A 17,188-nucleotide genomic window follows, 5' to 3' on the forward strand; every position below is an offset into this window, starting at 1 on the left:
TTTATTTATTTTGCTTGTTTGTAATAATCTTCCCAAGCTTTTGTTTTTTTATAAAGAATCTCTTTTTTGTTAGAATTCCCTATAACAACACCATTAGAATCAGTTTCATAACCTCTTCCGCTCGCAGCTAGTGTAGTAGCACCAACAGCTACACTTGCACCAACAACCATTGCACTTTTTTTGACAAACTGTCTTCTTTCGTTTTGCATAGTTGATCCTTATTGTTTTTTCAGTCTCTAAGAGACAAAGAAAAAGTAAAACTTACTCTTTCTTTGTCCCTTAGAAGTTATTAATTAAATATCACTCTCTACATCATAAGTGATAAAAACATCATCTTGTTTTTTTGCTCCAGCCGCTTTTGCAGCTTTATTTCGTGCTCTTCTTTCCATCTCTTCTTTAGAAATAGTCTCTTCTTTATTAACTTCTTGTTTTTTTAACTCTTTTGGTTTTGCTCTTGAAACTTCTAAATACAATCTTTCAAACTCCATGAAAGATAATAATGCAACAATAACATCTTTAAAAATATTTGCTTTTTCATGTTCATATATAGTTCTTGAAATCTCATCAACAAACTCATTTAATACATCAGCAAATATACAGTGTTGAACTGTTTTATATTGTTCTTGTCCATCAGCTACTAAATTTGCCAATTCAGATAATACAGCAAAAACAAATCCGATGCTATCTTCATATTCAGAATAGTTTTTTTCATCTCTTCTTATTTTAGTTTTTGCTAAAAAATCAAGCATTTGAACTCTTTTTCTACCACTTTCAACTTGTTCATCATAAAATGATGCAGTTGTTCTAACTTGTGTAGTATGTGGATTATGAAAGATATCATCATACTCTTGTAATAAAGCCACATTTGAATCTTTTTGAAGTTTATTTGCAATATTAGTAAAAGCTTCACCTGAAGCATTATCTAATGGATTTGTTTTTACAATATCAAGTAAACTTAATAATTCAAAGTATCTACTTTGATCTGTAAGATAAACAAAAAAACCACTAAAAATTTTATAATATACTGCTCTTGCTTTATTAACTTCTTGTTCTTTCATTTTTTTTCCTTGCCAAATAAAAAGTAACATTTTCATGACTATTAAAACAGGACAATTATAGTCATATTTTTTACCAATTCTAATTGTCACTTTTTCGTTTTGGTAAATTTTTATTTACCTAATTGTATGACTATATACTTTAAATCTAACTTAGTTTGTGGTGAATAAACAGTTGATATAAAGGGTAATTGAAGAGTAATTGTAAAAAAAAGAAACACTTTTTTTTTAGTAAAATCATTACTATTTTTTGGTTACTTTTTATTTACTATTATTTAAAGATTTTTACTACTCCCACAGTATCATATTTTTCTAAATATGCCATTTTTGCATATTTAGAAATTGGAGATAAATTAAAATAATTTTTCATTCATTTTATATTGATTTAAATCAATTTTCCTAAAATTTCAAAAAGTTTTAAAATTTTTGAAAAATTCTTTTAAATTCTAAAAAGTTTTTCTAATTTTTATCCTATTAATTTAAATACTAGTACATTCATTAAAAATATTTATAATTAAATTTTATAAAATATAGAGAGATTAATATTTATTCTAATAATATTAAGTGAGAGATTTTAAATATGTATTATAAAATAAGACATAGAACAATCTTTTATAGATTGTTCTAATAATCTAATTTTAAACTCGTTGGTTCCTTACAACATCACTTCCTAGCATTACTTTTGGCTTACATGTTTCACAACAATATAGTGTTCTTTGTTTATTAGGGTCACTTGCAAAAATTGGTGCCATCATATTCGCAATTTTTTCAACTGCTTTTTTTGTAGCAAACTCTTTACCACACTCTACACATGCAAAAAGTTCATCTTTTGCTACTACTCTTTCAAGAAACCATGAAGAGTTTAACTCAATCACATCTTGTTCAATAGTAAGACAATCTTTTTCAGGGCATGTAAGTTCGCAATATCCACAACCTGTACAAATAGATGGATTTAATCTTAGTGTATTATCTTCAGGATACGCTTTAAGTGCATCCACATTACATGCTCCAACACATGATAAGCATAAAGTACAATTATCTTCGTTGATATTAACTTTTGCATAGTGAACATTTTCGCCAGTTTTTACTACACCTAAATCATCTTGGCCTACTAATGCAGAAAGTCGTACAGCAAAAATTTCTCTTTTTCTTTCATCTTCTTGATTGTAAGAAAATTGTGAATCTTCAATAAAATCAACTTCTTCTAATGCTTGAGATAACTCTTCTTCATTCATTGCTACATAAATAGCTTTTTTTCCATATTTTTTAGTATAAATTTCATTTAATATCCTAATTGCATCTTTACTTCCTTTTGATAAAAAGTCAGTATAAAAAACTAGTTGTGAACCACTTTCTTGAAGTATTGTTAAAAATGAAGTTTCATGTAAAAATTTTTCACCTTCAATTTTAAAAGGTAAAATATTCTCTTTTAAATCAATATTAAGTTCTGAAATATTCATTTTATCAGGAACTATTAAAGGTATATATCCCCTATACTCTTTTGCTATTTCATAAATTGAATCTCTAGGAATTGGTGCATAATCCAATGCACCTGATGGACAAATTGAGATACATCCACCACATCCATGACAATCAATTTGTGAAAACTCTAGATGTTTTTTATCATCGATTTTAATAATAGCAGTAGTAGGACAAACATCTTCACATCTACCACAAATCTCTTCTCTTCTTTCATGATATTGGCAGATATTTGCATCATAAGTAGTAAATTTTTTATACTCATACTCTTCAATATTTGCTTTTAAAGTACTTATAACCTCTTTTATAGAAGATTGCTTTGGATCAAAACTTCCACTTTGATTTAATCCCATTTGTTTTACATCAAACCATACAATCTGATCTACTTTTAAAACTACTTCTTTTCCATCATCATCTACAACAACACTTAAGTTTCCAATATGTCCTGAAATTGATTTAATTATATCTTCACTTACATGGAACATATCAAATTCATTAGGAGTAATATTTGAAATAAACTCTTTTGCATCATCACTATTAGCAACTAGAAGAAGTCTATTTCCTACTTTTTGTGTATATGTAATATCTTGTGCACAATCAAATTTGATTGCTGCTATTTCATAAAGCTTATAAACATTCTCAATTTTTTTTGAAATGGGATCTTTGCTATTTTTTATATAAAAGTCAATTTCATCAGCACTTACTTCACTATCAATTTCAGTACTATTTGAAACTAAGAAGTTAGCATCTTTTGTTTCCTCAATATTTGAAGCTATATAAATAGATTCATCTAAAGGAAAATCTAACCCACCTGGGTTATAATATACAAATTCTTGCATATTCCGCCTTTCTTTTTTTGGTAAATAAAATTTTACCTAATTTTATTCCTTATACTCTTAATCCATACTTAATATCAATCTTGCATTTAGCAAAAAGCTTGTAGTACTTAAAGAAGAGCCCTTAAAAGATTATTTTTTGCTAATTGTAGATATTAAACATTTTTTTTGTAAAATACTTTTATGACGAAAAAACTATTTATATTAGTATCAATTTTACTTACAATCTATTTTATATTTAAAGATAAAGAGTATAGAAACCCTTCTATAAAACTTGGTGGTTCAATTCCTAAAACAGGAGTAATCAAAGAGTGGGGAGAAGCTGTTACTACAGGGGCAAGCTCATATTTTAATTATTCAAATGAAAATAAGCTTCTTGGAAATAAAAAAATAGAGTATATTATTTATGATGACAAGTATGAACCAAAACTAACTATAAAAAATACAAATAAACTTCTTTATCAAGATGAAGTTTTTGCTCTTTTTGGTTATGTTGGTACACCAACAGTAAAAAGTGTTTTACCTACTGTTGAAATTGAAAATATTCCCTTTGTATCATCTTTTACAGGAGCTGGTTTCTTAAGAAATAAAAATCAAAATAATTTCTTGAACTTTAGAAGTTCTTATCAAGAAGAGATAGAAGTATTAATAAAATATTTACATTATGACAAAAAAATATCTAAATTTGCAGTATTTTATCAAAATGATGATTATGGAGAAGAGGGATATGTATCTGTTATAAACTCTTTAAAAAAAAGAAAATTAAAATTAGTAGCAGAGGGAAGTTATAAAAGAAATACCCTTTCAATAAGTCATGCATTCAATGAAATAAAAAATGCAAATCCCCAAGCAATTATAATGATAGGAGCAAATAAAGCAAATGCCCTATTTATAAAAAAAGCAAAAGAGAATCCAAAGTTTAAAGATACACTATTTTGTAATATCTCTTTTGGAGATGCTAATGCAATGATTAAAGAGTTAAAACAAAGCAATACTAATAATTTGATTTTTTCTCAAGTTGTTCCAAACTTTCAAGATAGAACAATTCCTGTAGTAAATGAATACTATGAAGTTTTAAATAAATACAATAAAAATTTCGAACCTGGTTTCATATCATTAGAAGCTTTTTTATCAGCTAAACTTGTAGTATCAGCACTAAAAGATATAAATGGTGCTTTAACTAAAGAAAAATTCATTAAAGCTTATGAAGAGCTTCCTAAAGATACTTTAAAAGGAATAAAAATAGATTTTAAAAATAAGCAATTATTAAATAAAATTTATCTTTTCACATATGAAAACAATAGATTTAAAGAGATTAATAAATAATGTTTAAAAAAATACTTTCATACTTTGATAATTTTAACTTTACACTAAAAACAAATATATTAATATTTATTATTTCAGGTGGAATGTTAAGTATTGTTGTTCTTTCACTTATGTCAACTTTTTCTATTAAATATGATTTTGATAAGTTATATGAACAAAGAACAAAACCTTTAATAAAATTAGAAAGCATTAAAGATACATACACAGTAAATATTCAAGATACTTTATATGATATAGAGAATAAAAATATCACATATACGCAAGCAAAAGAGGTTATTAATCTTGCACTACAATTAATACAAACAAACTGGAAAGAGTATAAAAAAGCTAAAGATATAAAACAACCTGCTATTTATATTGGTGATTTTATAAAAAAGTTCTTAGTTACACAACATCAATACTACAAAAATGAGACACTACATAAAAGTATTTCTAAAAATATTGATAAAAAGATGATTAATATAAATGCAAGACTTCATAATCTTGAAATTGCAAATCACAATAAAAATCTTGTAAAAGAGTTTGCCAAACTTCATCTTGAAATAAATGCAATAAATATCTATATTACAAGTTTGATAAATTATGATTTAACCTTAGCTTTAAATGAAAAAAGAGATACAGAAAAAGTTTTTGAAGTTATTATTACAGTATCAATGTTTTCAATAGTTTTAATATTTCTATTTTCAGTAATACTTTCTGTTTTATTAATTAATCACTTTAAAAGACTTCATAAACTTCTTGAAGCAAAAGTAGAGAGTAAAACAAAAGAATTAGTTGAATTGAATAACTCACTTGAAAAAAGAGTTGTTCAAGAAGTGAAAAATAATAGAAAAAAAGATATTATCATGTTTCAACAAGCAAGGCTTGCAAGTTTAGGAGAGATGCTTAATAATATAGCTCACCAATGGAGACAACCACTTGGTTCAATTACTATGATTATACAAAGCTTTCAAACAAAAATGCAACTTGGAAAACTAACAGATGAATTTATAGATGATAAAGTAAAAGATGCTTTATTTTTAGCTGAAAATATGTCTAACACCCTAGATGATTTTAAAAACTTTTTTTCACCTGATAAAACAAAAAAAGAGTTTAGTGTAAAAGAGTGTATTGAACACTCTTTTGAATTATCAAAATATGCTTTAGAAAAAGCTGGAATTAAAACTTACCTAACAATGAAAAAAGATATAAAAATAAATAGTTTTTACAATGAATTATCTCATGTTTTTTTAAATTTGATAAATAACTCTAAAGATGCTTTATACACAAATATAAATAAAAATGATAGAATTATAAAAGTAATTATAAAACAATATAAAGATGATGTAGTAATCAACTTTATTGATAATGGAGGAGGAATTCCTCAAGATATTGCTCCTAAAATTTTTGAACCATATTACACAACAAAATATAAAAGTGCTGGTACAGGAATTGGACTATATATGTCTAAACAAATAATCGAAAAACATATGTATGGTTCTATTTATCAAAAAAATATAATTCATAAAATCAACAAAGACAAAAACTATAACTGTAGTTTATTTATTATAAAAATACCAATATTAAAAGAGGAAAATAATGAAAAATAAAGATTTAAATATATTAAACAAATTTAATATTTTATATCTTGAAGATGATGAAGATTTATTAAGACATACAACAGATGTACTTGAAGATTTTGTAAATAATATATATGCAGCTAAAACATCAAAAGAAGCATTAGAGATATTAAAAAATAAAAAAATTGATGTTATTATCTCAGATATTTTACTTGAAAATGAAAATGGAATTGACTTTTTAAAATTGATAAAAGAACAAAAAGGTATATGTATTCCAACAATTTTGACAACAGCTCATACAGATACAAAATATCTTTTAGATGCAATTAAACTAAAAGTTGAAAATTATATAGTTAAACCTATTAATATAAAAGAGTTATTAAACTCATTGCATGATATATTACTTCCTGTTGTTCAAGAAAAAGAGATAAGAAGAAATACAAATGTTATTAGAACAATCTCAGCTATTACTGATAGTAAACAAGTTGATATAATCAAGTTTATTATAAATAACCTTGATAATAATAATCTATTTTCTGCTTCATATAGTGATATTATGGATCATATAAATATTTCAAAGCCTACATTAATTAAGCTTTTTAAAGAGTTAGCAGAAAAGAATATTTTAGTTAAAGTTCAACATAAAACATATAGATTTAATGAACTAGCATTAGAAGAAATTTAAGGTTTTATAAGCTTTCCTTCGTATGATGTGGTCTTTATAGCTTCTAAGATAGTTTTTATATCTGTCTTAGAGTCATCATAATTTACTGTAGCTTTTTTAGTATTTAATTTAACACTAACTTTATTTACCCCATCAACTTTTTTAATTGCTTTTTTTACCATTGTTGTACATAAAGGGCAATGCATTTTTTCAACTTCTATTTCAACTTCTTTAGCAAAAACACTTAAAGACAAAAATATAAACAATAATAATTTCTTCATAAAAAACCTTAATCTACAAAATAAACTAAAAACTCTGGATAAAATAGTAGTATAAAAAACAAAACTACAAATAAGCTTGTAATCAGTATAACTTTTCCTTTGTTTTCACAAGCACAACTTATATTTGTTTTACTTTTCTTATATGCTAAAAAAAGAAGCAATATAGTTAAAATTCCAAAAGGAATTCTTAGATATCCAAGTTCACTCAAAAATGATAAACTTCCAACACTTACTCCAAAAAAAAGAAATAAAAAAGCTGGTAAACAACAAAGTGTAGATAGTACAGCAGTTATTACTGCTGATACTATTAAACTTATACTTCTCATAAAACTTCTTGAGAAGTATAAGAGTATCCAAACTCTTTTGGATTATAATAATTTACTACATCCTCATCCATTTCTGCATATGGATAACCTAACATATTTAATGGATATTGAGCTGGTTTTGGATTTAATACAAAATCTCTTGCATAATTAAATGCTAGCCAATTCATTTCCCAATTTCCAAAGAAATATTTTCTTAAATCTTTAATCTTTTTGTCACTATTTGTAAGTTTTTCTTGTTTTCTAACTTTTGTAACATCAGCTGGATCTGCTGGAATCCATCCTGCACCATCAACATAAAATTCTGCTCTACAATGTTGACCACCTGTAATTTTTGCAAAACCTTTATCATTTGCTTTTCCGCAAGAGTTTGAAATTTTAGATTGACCTACTCTAACCCCAAAAATCTCCCTTGCTGGAATACCAGCATTTCTTAAAAGTGCCACAAAAACAGAACTTACATCTGTACATTTTCCACCAAATAATTTTTTCTCAATAATTCTTGTAGCATCACCAACACCACACCCTATAACACTTTCATCTCTATACATATTATCAACTGTCCAATCATAAATTGCTTGTGCTTTTTCTAATTGAGTTTTTGAATTTTTTGTAAGATTTGCTGCAAAATCTGTTAAAGTTTTATTTACAGGAGTATGAGAAGTTCCCTTTAAAAATAGTTTTACATCTTCAGAGAAATTTGTACTATTTGTAGCTTTTGAAAGATTTGATGTTCGCTCTTGCATTATAACATCAAACTTAACAACTAATTTTCTTGATTTAGAATTTTTATTCCATTTTGCATATAAAAGTTTTGTATTATACTCGTTGTTGTTTGAAATAAATGCTTCATCAAAATCACCATCATATGATATTTTCAATACTTTTTGATAACTTGAATCTAAAGGAAGTGGAACCCAAAGTCTAGCAACTTGATCATTTGTTTGTAAATCATAACTATTTGTAACTGTAAATTTTCTTGGTTTTTTTGTAATTCCAAATGGATTTGTTGTTGTATTAGATAATACAATTGAAGGTGTAACTGCCATAGTAGTTCCAAGCACTGCAGCACTTTTTAAAAATCTTCTTCTTTGCATATTTTATGCCTCTTTTTAATGAACAGTTCATTATAAGAGATAAAGCAAGTTCTACTTTAAATCAACCATAACCTATGGCCTTGAACTTTTGTTTATTTTAAAATAATATTATAGTGTATATGAAATCTACCTTAATAGAGAATTTTTACTTGCTTATACTTAATTTAAGTTTAACATGATTAAAAGTAAAATAATTTTTACAATTAAATATCAATAATTATTTTAGAATTAAGGAAAAGAATGAATAACCAATATCAACTAACAAAGTTCGTAAGAGCTGCTGGTTGAGCTGCAAAGATGGGTCCGGGGGATCTAAAACAAACTATTTGCAACTTACAACCAAATGATAGCAGAATCTTAGTAGGCTTTGATACAAGTGAAGATGCTAGTGTATATCAAATAAATGAAACACAAGCAATAGTACAAACACTTGATTTTATTACACCTGTTGTTGATGACCCATATATTTATGGACAAATTGCTGCTGCAAATGCATTAAGTGATGTATTTGCAATGGGAGCAGAAGTTAAAACAGCTTTAAATATAGTAGGATTTGATAAAAAAAATCTTTCAACAGAGGCTTTAGGTGAAATACTAAATGGTGGAAATGAAAAAATAAAAGAGTGTGGAGGTGTTTTACTTGGTGGACATACAATTGAATCACCAGAGATGTATTATGGACTAAGTGTTACAGGAATGGTACATCCAAATGAAATAATTAGAAATAATACAGCAAAAATTGGAGATGTACTAGTTCTTACAAAACCTATAGGAATGGGAATTTTAACAACAGCTATTAAAAGAGATCTATTACCAATGGATATGATGAAAAAATGTAGTGAAATAATGGCTGCATTAAACTATTTACCATCAAAAATTATGAAAAAATATAGGGTGAGTTCTTGTACTGATATTACTGGATTTGGATTATTAGGTCATGCATTAGAGTGTGTAAATGATTTAGTAACTTTTAGTTTAGATTGTAAAAGCATACCTGTATTAAATGAAGTAATCGAATTATCAGAAAAAGATGTAGTTCCAGGAGGAACTAAGAAAAATTTAAAATATATAGAAGATAAAGTAACTTTTATGAGTAGTGTTGCAAACTACTGCAAACTAGTATTAAGTGATGCACAAACATCAGGTGGATTATTAATAGCTATGAATAAAGATGATGCTAAAGAGTATATAAAAGAAATAGAAGAATTAACTTTAGGTCACGCTTGTATAATAGGAGAAGTGATACCAAAAGGAACTAAAGATATTATTGTTCATTAAAAGTGCATCTTGCACTTTTAATCTTTCAAACTAGTAAAATCATGTTTACCTAAATTAAGCTTTATAGTATTGAGTATAAGATATAATCTTTCAAAATATTTATAATAATTTTTTAGTAAAATTTCAAATTAACTTTAAAAATAGTTGATTTTTTGGGAAGTTTTGGCGAGAAGGTGTAGGAATCGAACCTACCTCCAGACTAACACTAGCCCAGACATCGGGGTTGAAGCCCGTGGTGTCCACCAGGATCACATACCTCCCAAAAGATTTGAAATTGTACTATATATTAATTTAAAAGATTCTAAAGGCAAAAAATGGATTTACTAAAATCAATTCCGAAAGTTGATAAGTTTATCAAAAACAAAACTTTCGAGAATTACTCTTTAAAACTTATAACAAAAATTGCAAAAGAGCAAATAAACCAATTAAGAGAAGATATACTTTCAAATAAAACTAACAATTTCAATGAAGAACAGTTAATAAAAAACACAATCAATGAATATGAAAAAATAACAAAACCTTCACTTCAAAACCTAATAAATGCAACAGGTATTATTGTACATACAAATTTAGGAAGAAGCCTAATAAGTCAAGAAAGTTTTGATAAAGTAAAAAAAGTTGCAAGCTCTTACAATAACTTAGAGTATGATTTACAAGCTGGTAAAAGAGGTGAAAGATACTCTCATATAGTAAAAGCATTACAAAATCTTACAGCTTGTGAAGATGCAATTGTTGTAAACAATAATGCAAGTGCAGTTTTTTTGATATTAAATACTTTTTCAAAAAATAAAGAGACTGTTGTAAGCAGAGGTGAACTTGTTGAAATTGGTGGGAGTTTTAGAGTTCCTGAAGTTATGACTCAAAGTGGAGCAATATTAAAAGAAATAGGAACTACAAATAAAACTCACAAAAAAGATTATGAAAATGCAATAAATGAAAATACTTCAATTCTTATGAAAGTTCACAAATCAAACTATTCAATTGAGGGCTTTACAAGTGAAGTTGAATTAAAAGATATTATTGAAGTTGCAAATAAAAACAATGTAATTGATTATTTTGATATGGGTAGTGGTCATATGATTGACTTACCATATAATCTTGACTCAAAAGAGCCATCAATTTTAAAGATTATGGAAAATAATCCTTCACTTTTAAGTTTTTCAGGAGATAAACTTCTAGGAAGTGTACAAGCTGGTGTAATAATTGGTAAAAAAGAACTTATTGAAAAAATTAAAAAAAATCAACTATTAAGAATGTTAAGGGTTGATAAAATAACTCTATGTTTATTAGAAGAGCATTTAAACTCTTACTTAAAAGATGAGTTAAATAATATCCCTACTTTAAAGATGCTTCATACTTCAATAGATGAGTTAGAAAAAAGAGCAAGTTATGTAAAAAACTCTTTAGAAGATATTTGTAAATGTGAAGTAATAAAAACTCAAACACTAATAGGAGGAGGAACTACACCAAATAAAAAAATTCCTTCTATTGCAATTACAATTGAATATAAAGATTATAAACCAAACAAAATAGAAAAACTTTTAAGAGAAAATGGAGTAATTTCAAGAATTGAAAATGAAAAAGTTTTATTTGATTTTAGAAGTATTCAAGAGTGTGAATTAGATGAAATTATAGCAATAGTAAGAAAGGTTTTTAAATGAGTAATATTATTATAGGAACAGCTGGACATATTGACCATGGTAAAACTTCGCTTATTAAAGCACTAAATGGTTATGAAGGTGATGAAACAAAAGAAGAGAAACAAAGAGGTATTACAATTGACTTATCTTTTTCAAATTTAAAAAGAGCACAACAAAATATTGCATTTATTGATGTTCCAGGTCATGAAAAACTTGTAAAAAATATGATTGCAGGAGCTTTCTCTTTTGATTGTGTTATGCTTGTAGTTGCTGCAAATGAGGGTATTATGCCACAAACAGTTGAACACATAGAGATTATGAGTTTACTTGGGGTAAAAGAGTTAATTGTAGCAATAACTAAAAAAGATTTAGTTTCAAAAGAAGAACTTGACTTGCAAAAAAATAGAATCAAAGAGTTTTTAGAAGATTTTGATTTTGATTTAAAGTTTATATCTTGCGTTTCAACACATGATGAAAAATCAATTGAGTCATTAAAAGAGAAACTATTTACTTTAAAAAATACAAATAAAACTCAAGAAAACTTTTTTAGATACTATGTAGATAGAGTCTTTTCAGTAAAAGGTATTGGTACAGTTGTAACAGGAACAGTTTTAGGGAATAAATGTGAACTTGATGAAAAAGTTTTTATTCCACACCTAAATAAAGAAACAAGAATAAAAAATATTCAAGTGCACAATCAAAATGCAATTGAAGCAAATATTTCAAATCGTGCAGCATTAAACCTTCAAAATATAAAAGCTGTAGATTTAAAAAGAGGTGATTTGATCTCTAAAAAAGGTTTCTTAAGAGGCTTTGATACTTTAGATATTAGTTTTAAATGCTTAAAAGGAAAGCAACTTCATCATAATAGAACTTACTCTTTATTTATAGGTTCAAAAAAAGTTGAAGTTAAAGTTTTACTATTTGATTCAATTGCTAGTTTAGAAAGTGGCTTTGCAACAATAAAAGCAAAAGAGCCTTTTTTTAGTATTTATAAAGAAAAAATTATATTAAGAGAATCAAATCATACAATAGCAGGTGGTATTGTATTAAACTGTGTAAATGATCCAATGAAAAAATCACAAAAGAAATTTCTTTTAAAATCTTTAGATGAAGCTGATTATAAACAATCATACAAAATATTACTAGATGCTCATAAAAAAGGCTTAGGATTAATCTCATCAGCACAAAGATTTGCACTAAGCCATGATCAAGCAGTAGAGTTTGGTAAAAATTTAGAAAATGTATTTTGTGATGAAAAAGAATTAGTTATTTATCCAATAGAAACAAAAGAGTATATAAAAAAACAAATAAAAGATATTTATACTAAAAATAAATATGCTTTGCTTTCAAATGCTGCTATTAAACTTAGAATCAAGTGGGCAAGTAGTTCTTTTATACAAACTGTTCTTGATGAATTAGAAGAAGAAAACTTTTTAGTAAAAGAGAGAAGTTTATATAAAAATGCAAATATTAAAGAAGATTTTTCAAAAAACTTAGAAGATGTTGTAAGTAAAAGATTGGAAGAAGAAAATTTATCTCCAACAGCTCCTTATAATATCTATGATGATTTAGATATTGATAGAAAACTAGGAGATACAATATTAAAGTCTCTTTGTTCAAAAAAACAAGTTTTTAGAATGCAACATAATCTATTTATTCATGCAAATAGCTTAACAAAGATTGTTCAAGAAATGAAAAATATAATAAAAGAAGATGGATATATTGATATAAAAAACTTTAAAGAAAGATACCCTTTAAGTAGAAAATATCTTATTGCATATCTTGATTATCTTGATAACTTTTCACAAATAAAAAAAGTTGATAATAAAAGAGTATTTTTAAGTGAGTTTGTATAAACTCACCTACTCTTCACACTGTGCAACTACATTTGAATCTTTTGCATAGTAAATAGTAAAAGCTTTTAAGTATGGAACTATTTCCTCAAATTTTGCTGTTTTCATAAACTCTTTCATTTGTCTATTATTTGAAAACTTTTCTTTAAACTTCTTACTATTGTTTGAAAAAAGCTCTCTCCATTGCTTTTGTGTATAAAGTTTGGTAAACTCTTCACCACTTATATTAAGTTTTTCATAGAGTATAAACTTATAATATGTTTGCCCCTTATCTACATCGGCTTCATTTATTGCATACACAAAAATAGGTAATAAAAACAATAAGACTATTTTTTTTATCATTTGATTTCCTTATTATAAAAATAATTATAGCAAATTTTACTTTTTGTGTTATTAAGATGTAACCAAGCAAGATTACAATTATTTTATGAAAGAAAAAATATATGTACTAGACACTAATATTATCTTACAAAACATTCAAAATCTAAATAGAATTTCAGATAATAAAAGCAATAAAATTGTAATTCCTGAAACCGTTTTATTAGAGCTTGAAGATAAGAAAAAATTAGTTAATGAATTGGGTTTTTATGCAAGAGAGTTTGCTAGATTACTAGCTAAAATGAAAATCAAAGAAGTTGATTATAAAACTGGATATAAAGTAGTAAAACTTTTCAATAAAGAGATTAGTTTAGATATTATTTCAAAAAATATCTATGAATCACAAATTGAACAAGCACACATAAGTGAAAGCAATGACAAAAGAATCATTGAAATAGCTGCTTTAGCCCAAGAGTATTATAAAGGAGCCCAAACTATTTTTGTCTCACTTGATGTTTATGCTAGAACATTTGCTCTTTTTAAAGGTTTAAAAGCTGAAACATTACATGATGATAAATCAACAGTTCCCACTTTTGAATTTATTAAATATATAAACTTGGATTCTTCCTTCTTTAATAGCTTAGAACAAGTAGATATAAAAACTATTGATGAAAATTACACCAATGAAAACTTTTCTTACTGCTTTGAAAGTAATGATGGAAATAAAGTATTTGCACTTATAATAAATGAAAAAATAAACCTTTTAAATGAGTCTGATTTTAAAGCTTTAAATGTTAAACCTGTAAACTTAAAGCAAAAACTTTTTATGAAGGCTATTTTATCAAACATGTATGATTTGCTTGTAATTGATGCAAAAGCAGGAAGTGGTAAAACACTAATATCAGTAGTATCAGCAATGAGACTAATAGATTTAGGTTTTTATGACAAGATAGTTTATGTAAGAAACTCTATTGAATCCCTAGATAAAGGTGCAGATATAGGATATTTAGCAGGAAATGATGAAAAATTTAGAATATATAATATGGCATTATCAGATACATTAGAGTTTATTGCAAAAAAACAGCTAAGAAAAAATGAGAATAAAGAGAATAAAGAATCAATTGAATCAAAAATAAGTGAACTTACTTCAAAATATTGCATAGAAACATTATGGCCTGGAGAAGCAAGAGGAAGAACTTTAAATAGTTCAATAGTAATCATGGATGAATGGCAAAATTCAAGTGAAAAAACAAGTCAATTGATTTTAAGTAGATTAGATGAATCTTGTATGGCAATAGTCATTGGTTCTAATAGACAAATAGATAATTTATATTTAAATAAATATAATAATGGACTTACCACATTATTAAAACAAACATCAAAAAAACATGAAGAGATAAATATGTTTGCAATAGAATTAGACAAAGCAGTAAGAGGGAAATTCGCAGAATTTACAGAAAGAATTTTTGAAAAAAATAAAAAATAGAGTATAAAACTCTATTTTTTACTTGAGCAGTTTCCACCACCGCCACAACCACAATCACCTTTTTTCTTAAAAGTTTTTCTGTATAAATAAAATAAGCAAGCAATTGCAATACCAATAATAATATAATCTTCTGTTGTCATTTAATATCCTTATTAATAATCATTATTAAAATAATACTCTTTTTTAACTTTAGTAATTATAATGCAATAAATTTTTGTAATAATATATAATTAAGCAATTTTATTGTTAGATAAAAATATAATAATAAAAAACAAAAGGGATTTATAATAATACACAATAGATTAATAAATGATACTATATACAATCATATAGAATATACTAAATTAGAAGATAAACTATTACAAACTAAAATAGTTAACAGGTTACAATTTATTACACAAAATGCATTAGCATACTTTTCTTATCCATCAATAACAACAAAAAGATTTATTCACTCTTTAGGAACAATGCATTTAAGTTCATTTATGTTTAAAAACTCACTTTTAAATGCAGATAAAGATACCAAAGATGAGTTTTTAAAACAAGCAAAAGCAGTAATAAAAAGTATAATAAAAGAGAATAAATTAGATTTACAAATAAAAGATTTAGAGTATTTTGATAATAAAGCACTATATCAATTTACAATTCCTACAAAATCAAAATCACAAAGAGCAGTGTATACAATACTACTTCAAACAATGAGAATTGTTGGATTACTTCATGATGTAGGACACTTACCCTTTTCTCACCAAGTAGAACATGCTTTAAAAAAAGTCTATATAAAGATTTTAGAAAAAGATACTTTACTTGAAAAAGAAAAAGAGTTTAAAAGAGTTTATGAAGATATTACTAATAACTCAACTTTAGTTTTACATGAAGCAATAGGAAAAAAACTTTTAGATTTACTTTTTGACTTTGAACTTACAAAACTTGTAAAAAAAAGTTCAAATAAAGATTATATACAACTTCTAAAAATAGTTGCAAAATATATACTTGAAGATAAAAATTATAATGGTTTTGATTTTGCTGTATTACATAAATATATTGATGGAACTGTTGATTCTGATAGATTAGATTACATAAATAGAGATATGTTATCAAGTGGTTATATAACTGGTCCAATTGATCATATTAGAATTACAAAACAGACAATCTTAGTAAAAAAATATGATAAATTTGTACTTAGTTTTTTAGATATGTCATTGATTGATATCGAACATATGCTAGAACTTAGATTCAATCTTTATAAAAAAGTAATCTATAACCATGGCATTGCAAAAACAGATGCAGTTTTAGAAAATGTTGTACAATATTTATCAGATAATTACTTTAATAGTGAGCAAAAGATTGAAAAACTTTCACACTCTATTTCTATGCTTTGGAAATTTTTAGATGAAAAAGAGATATCAAATAGCTTAGATACAGTAAGTTTACTTGATGAAAATTGGTTAATTAGTCTTTTTAAAGATGAATACTTTAAAATCAAAAATAGTAAAAACTTAACAAGAAGAGATCAAAAATATTTATACTGTTTTGAAGAGGTTCTTTTTGGCAAAAGAGTATTTTCAAGTCCTTGGAAAAACTTAAATGAATTTTATAAAGTATTGGATTTTACAACAGTAGAAAGATACAAATTTAGAGAAAGTTTTGGATATATAACAGATTTTAGAATGAAAAAACTACAAAAAGCTCTTGATTGTTTTGTAAATAAATGGGAAGTTGAAAAAAAAGAAGCCTTTTTAACATATAAAATTGTATCTTTTAGTTTAGGAGTTGAAAAAGATTTTTGTTTTTATGATGGTGATGAATTAGTAAATATAGATGAAGTATCTACACTTAGAAAAAGACTTAAACACTCTATGAGAAATACTGTTCCATTTTATATTTATATCAATAAAAAATATTTAACTAAACAGATGAAAGAAGAATTAAAATCAATTTTATTTAATATCTTTAGCGAATAAAATAGACTTCTTTTGAAGTCTATTTT

The 17,188-nt window shown here is 25.8% G+C and carries 16 protein-coding genes and 1 tRNA gene; 8 read left to right on the plus strand and 9 right to left on the minus strand.

Features of this window, described 5'->3' with window-relative positions; all coding sequences use genetic code 11:
* Positions 1-5: 5 nt before the first annotated feature.
* The 3 genes from ACAN_RS10135 to ACAN_RS10145 all read right to left on the minus strand — a co-directional run bounded on the left by ACAN_RS10135 (position 6) and on the right by ACAN_RS10145 (position 3,373).
* On the minus strand, positions 6-209 hold the full coding sequence (locus ACAN_RS10135; RefSeq protein WP_099334467.1) for a Tat pathway signal protein: 204 nt from the start codon (positions 207-209) through the stop codon (positions 6-8).
* Positions 210-293: 84 nt separating this feature from the next.
* A complete protein-coding gene (locus tag ACAN_RS10140; protein WP_099334468.1) occupies positions 294-1,058 on the minus strand; it encodes a TorD/DmsD family molecular chaperone in 765 nt (254 codons plus the stop codon).
* Between the two features lie 635 nt (positions 1,059-1,693).
* Entirely contained in the window at positions 1,694-3,373 is a 1,680-nt protein-coding gene (locus tag ACAN_RS10145) for a 4Fe-4S dicluster domain-containing protein (RefSeq protein ID WP_099334469.1), read from the minus strand.
* Between the two features lie 180 nt (positions 3,374-3,553).
* Between ACAN_RS10145 and ACAN_RS10150 the strand changes: the two genes are divergently transcribed.
* Genes ACAN_RS10150 through ACAN_RS10160 form a run of 3 tightly spaced genes read left to right on the plus strand, consistent with a single transcriptional unit; the run spans position 3,554 to position 6,940 of the window.
* On the plus strand, positions 3,554-4,696 hold the full coding sequence (locus ACAN_RS10150; RefSeq protein WP_099334470.1) for an ABC transporter substrate-binding protein: 1,143 nt from the start codon (positions 3,554-3,556) through the stop codon (positions 4,694-4,696).
* Positions 4,696-6,285, plus strand: coding sequence for a sensor histidine kinase (locus ACAN_RS10155; protein WP_099334471.1), 1,590 nt, complete (start codon positions 4,696-4,698; stop codon positions 6,283-6,285). The genes ACAN_RS10150 and ACAN_RS10155 overlap by 1 nt, the downstream gene beginning before the upstream one ends.
* Positions 6,275-6,940, plus strand: coding sequence for a response regulator (locus tag ACAN_RS10160; protein WP_099334472.1), 666 nt, complete (start codon positions 6,275-6,277; stop codon positions 6,938-6,940). Before ACAN_RS10155 ends, ACAN_RS10160 begins: the two co-directional genes overlap by 11 nt.
* Here the strand turns inward: ACAN_RS10160 and ACAN_RS10165 are convergent.
* Genes ACAN_RS10165 through ACAN_RS10175 form a run of 3 tightly spaced genes read right to left on the minus strand, consistent with a single transcriptional unit; the run spans position 6,937 to position 8,620 of the window.
* Positions 6,937-7,200, minus strand: coding sequence for a heavy-metal-associated domain-containing protein (locus ACAN_RS10165; RefSeq protein ID WP_099334473.1), 264 nt, complete (start codon positions 7,198-7,200; stop codon positions 6,937-6,939). The genes ACAN_RS10160 and ACAN_RS10165 overlap by 4 nt on opposite strands.
* Positions 7,201-7,208: 8 nt before the next feature.
* Positions 7,209-7,526 (minus strand): transporter, encoded by a 318-nt coding sequence (locus ACAN_RS10170; RefSeq protein WP_099334474.1) that lies wholly within the window; start codon positions 7,524-7,526, stop codon positions 7,209-7,211.
* The gene (locus tag ACAN_RS10175; protein WP_099334475.1) at positions 7,523-8,620 is read right to left on the minus strand and encodes a transglutaminase-like domain-containing protein; all 1,098 of its coding nucleotides are present in this window, start codon (positions 8,618-8,620) and stop codon (positions 7,523-7,525) included. Before ACAN_RS10175 ends, ACAN_RS10170 begins: the two co-directional genes overlap by 4 nt.
* Before the next feature lie 240 nt (positions 8,621-8,860).
* On the opposite strand from ACAN_RS10175, the gene selD reads away from it, so the two are divergent.
* A complete protein-coding gene (gene selD / locus ACAN_RS10180; protein WP_196778255.1) occupies positions 8,861-9,898 on the plus strand; it encodes a selenide, water dikinase SelD in 1,038 nt (345 codons plus the stop codon).
* 163 nt (positions 9,899-10,061) lie between these two features.
* Here selD and ACAN_RS10185 read toward each other — a convergent pair.
* Positions 10,062-10,159, minus strand: a tRNA-Sec gene (locus ACAN_RS10185).
* Positions 10,160-10,212: 53 nt separating this feature from the next.
* Between ACAN_RS10185 and selA the strand changes: the two genes are divergently transcribed.
* Together selA and selB are read left to right on the plus strand one after the other, a co-directional pair.
* A complete protein-coding gene (gene selA, locus ACAN_RS10190) occupies positions 10,213-11,559 on the plus strand; it encodes an L-seryl-tRNA(Sec) selenium transferase (RefSeq protein WP_099334476.1) in 1,347 nt (448 codons plus the stop codon).
* Positions 11,556-13,397: a selenocysteine-specific translation elongation factor gene (gene selB, locus ACAN_RS10195; RefSeq protein ID WP_099334477.1), complete on the plus strand. Its 1,842-nt coding sequence runs from the start codon at positions 11,556-11,558 to the stop codon at positions 13,395-13,397. The genes selA and selB overlap by 4 nt, the downstream gene beginning before the upstream one ends.
* 6 nt (positions 13,398-13,403) lie before the next feature.
* Here selB and ACAN_RS10200 read toward each other — a convergent pair whose 3' ends face one another.
* Positions 13,404-13,736, minus strand: a complete 333-nt coding sequence (locus tag ACAN_RS10200; RefSeq protein ID WP_099334478.1) for a hypothetical protein — start codon at positions 13,734-13,736, stop codon at positions 13,404-13,406.
* Between the two features lie 85 nt (positions 13,737-13,821).
* Between ACAN_RS10200 and ACAN_RS10205 the strand changes: the two genes are divergently transcribed.
* A complete protein-coding gene (locus ACAN_RS10205; protein ID WP_099334479.1) occupies positions 13,822-15,198 on the plus strand; it encodes a PhoH family protein in 1,377 nt (458 codons plus the stop codon).
* 11 nt (positions 15,199-15,209) lie between these two features.
* On the opposite strand, the gene ACAN_RS10210 is transcribed toward ACAN_RS10205, so the two are convergent.
* On the minus strand, positions 15,210-15,338 hold the full coding sequence (locus ACAN_RS10210; RefSeq protein WP_099311355.1) for a FeoB-associated Cys-rich membrane protein: 129 nt from the start codon (positions 15,336-15,338) through the stop codon (positions 15,210-15,212).
* Between the two features lie 327 nt (positions 15,339-15,665).
* On the opposite strand from ACAN_RS10210, the gene ACAN_RS10215 reads away from it, so the two are divergent.
* Positions 15,666-17,162: an HD domain-containing protein gene (locus ACAN_RS10215; RefSeq protein ID WP_228150637.1), complete on the plus strand. Its 1,497-nt coding sequence runs from the start codon at positions 15,666-15,668 to the stop codon at positions 17,160-17,162.
* The last annotated feature ends 26 nt before the right edge of the window (positions 17,163-17,188 follow it).

The organism is Malaciobacter canalis (assembly GCF_008000835.1).
GTDB lineage: Bacteria > Campylobacterota > Campylobacteria > Campylobacterales > Arcobacteraceae > Malaciobacter > Malaciobacter canalis.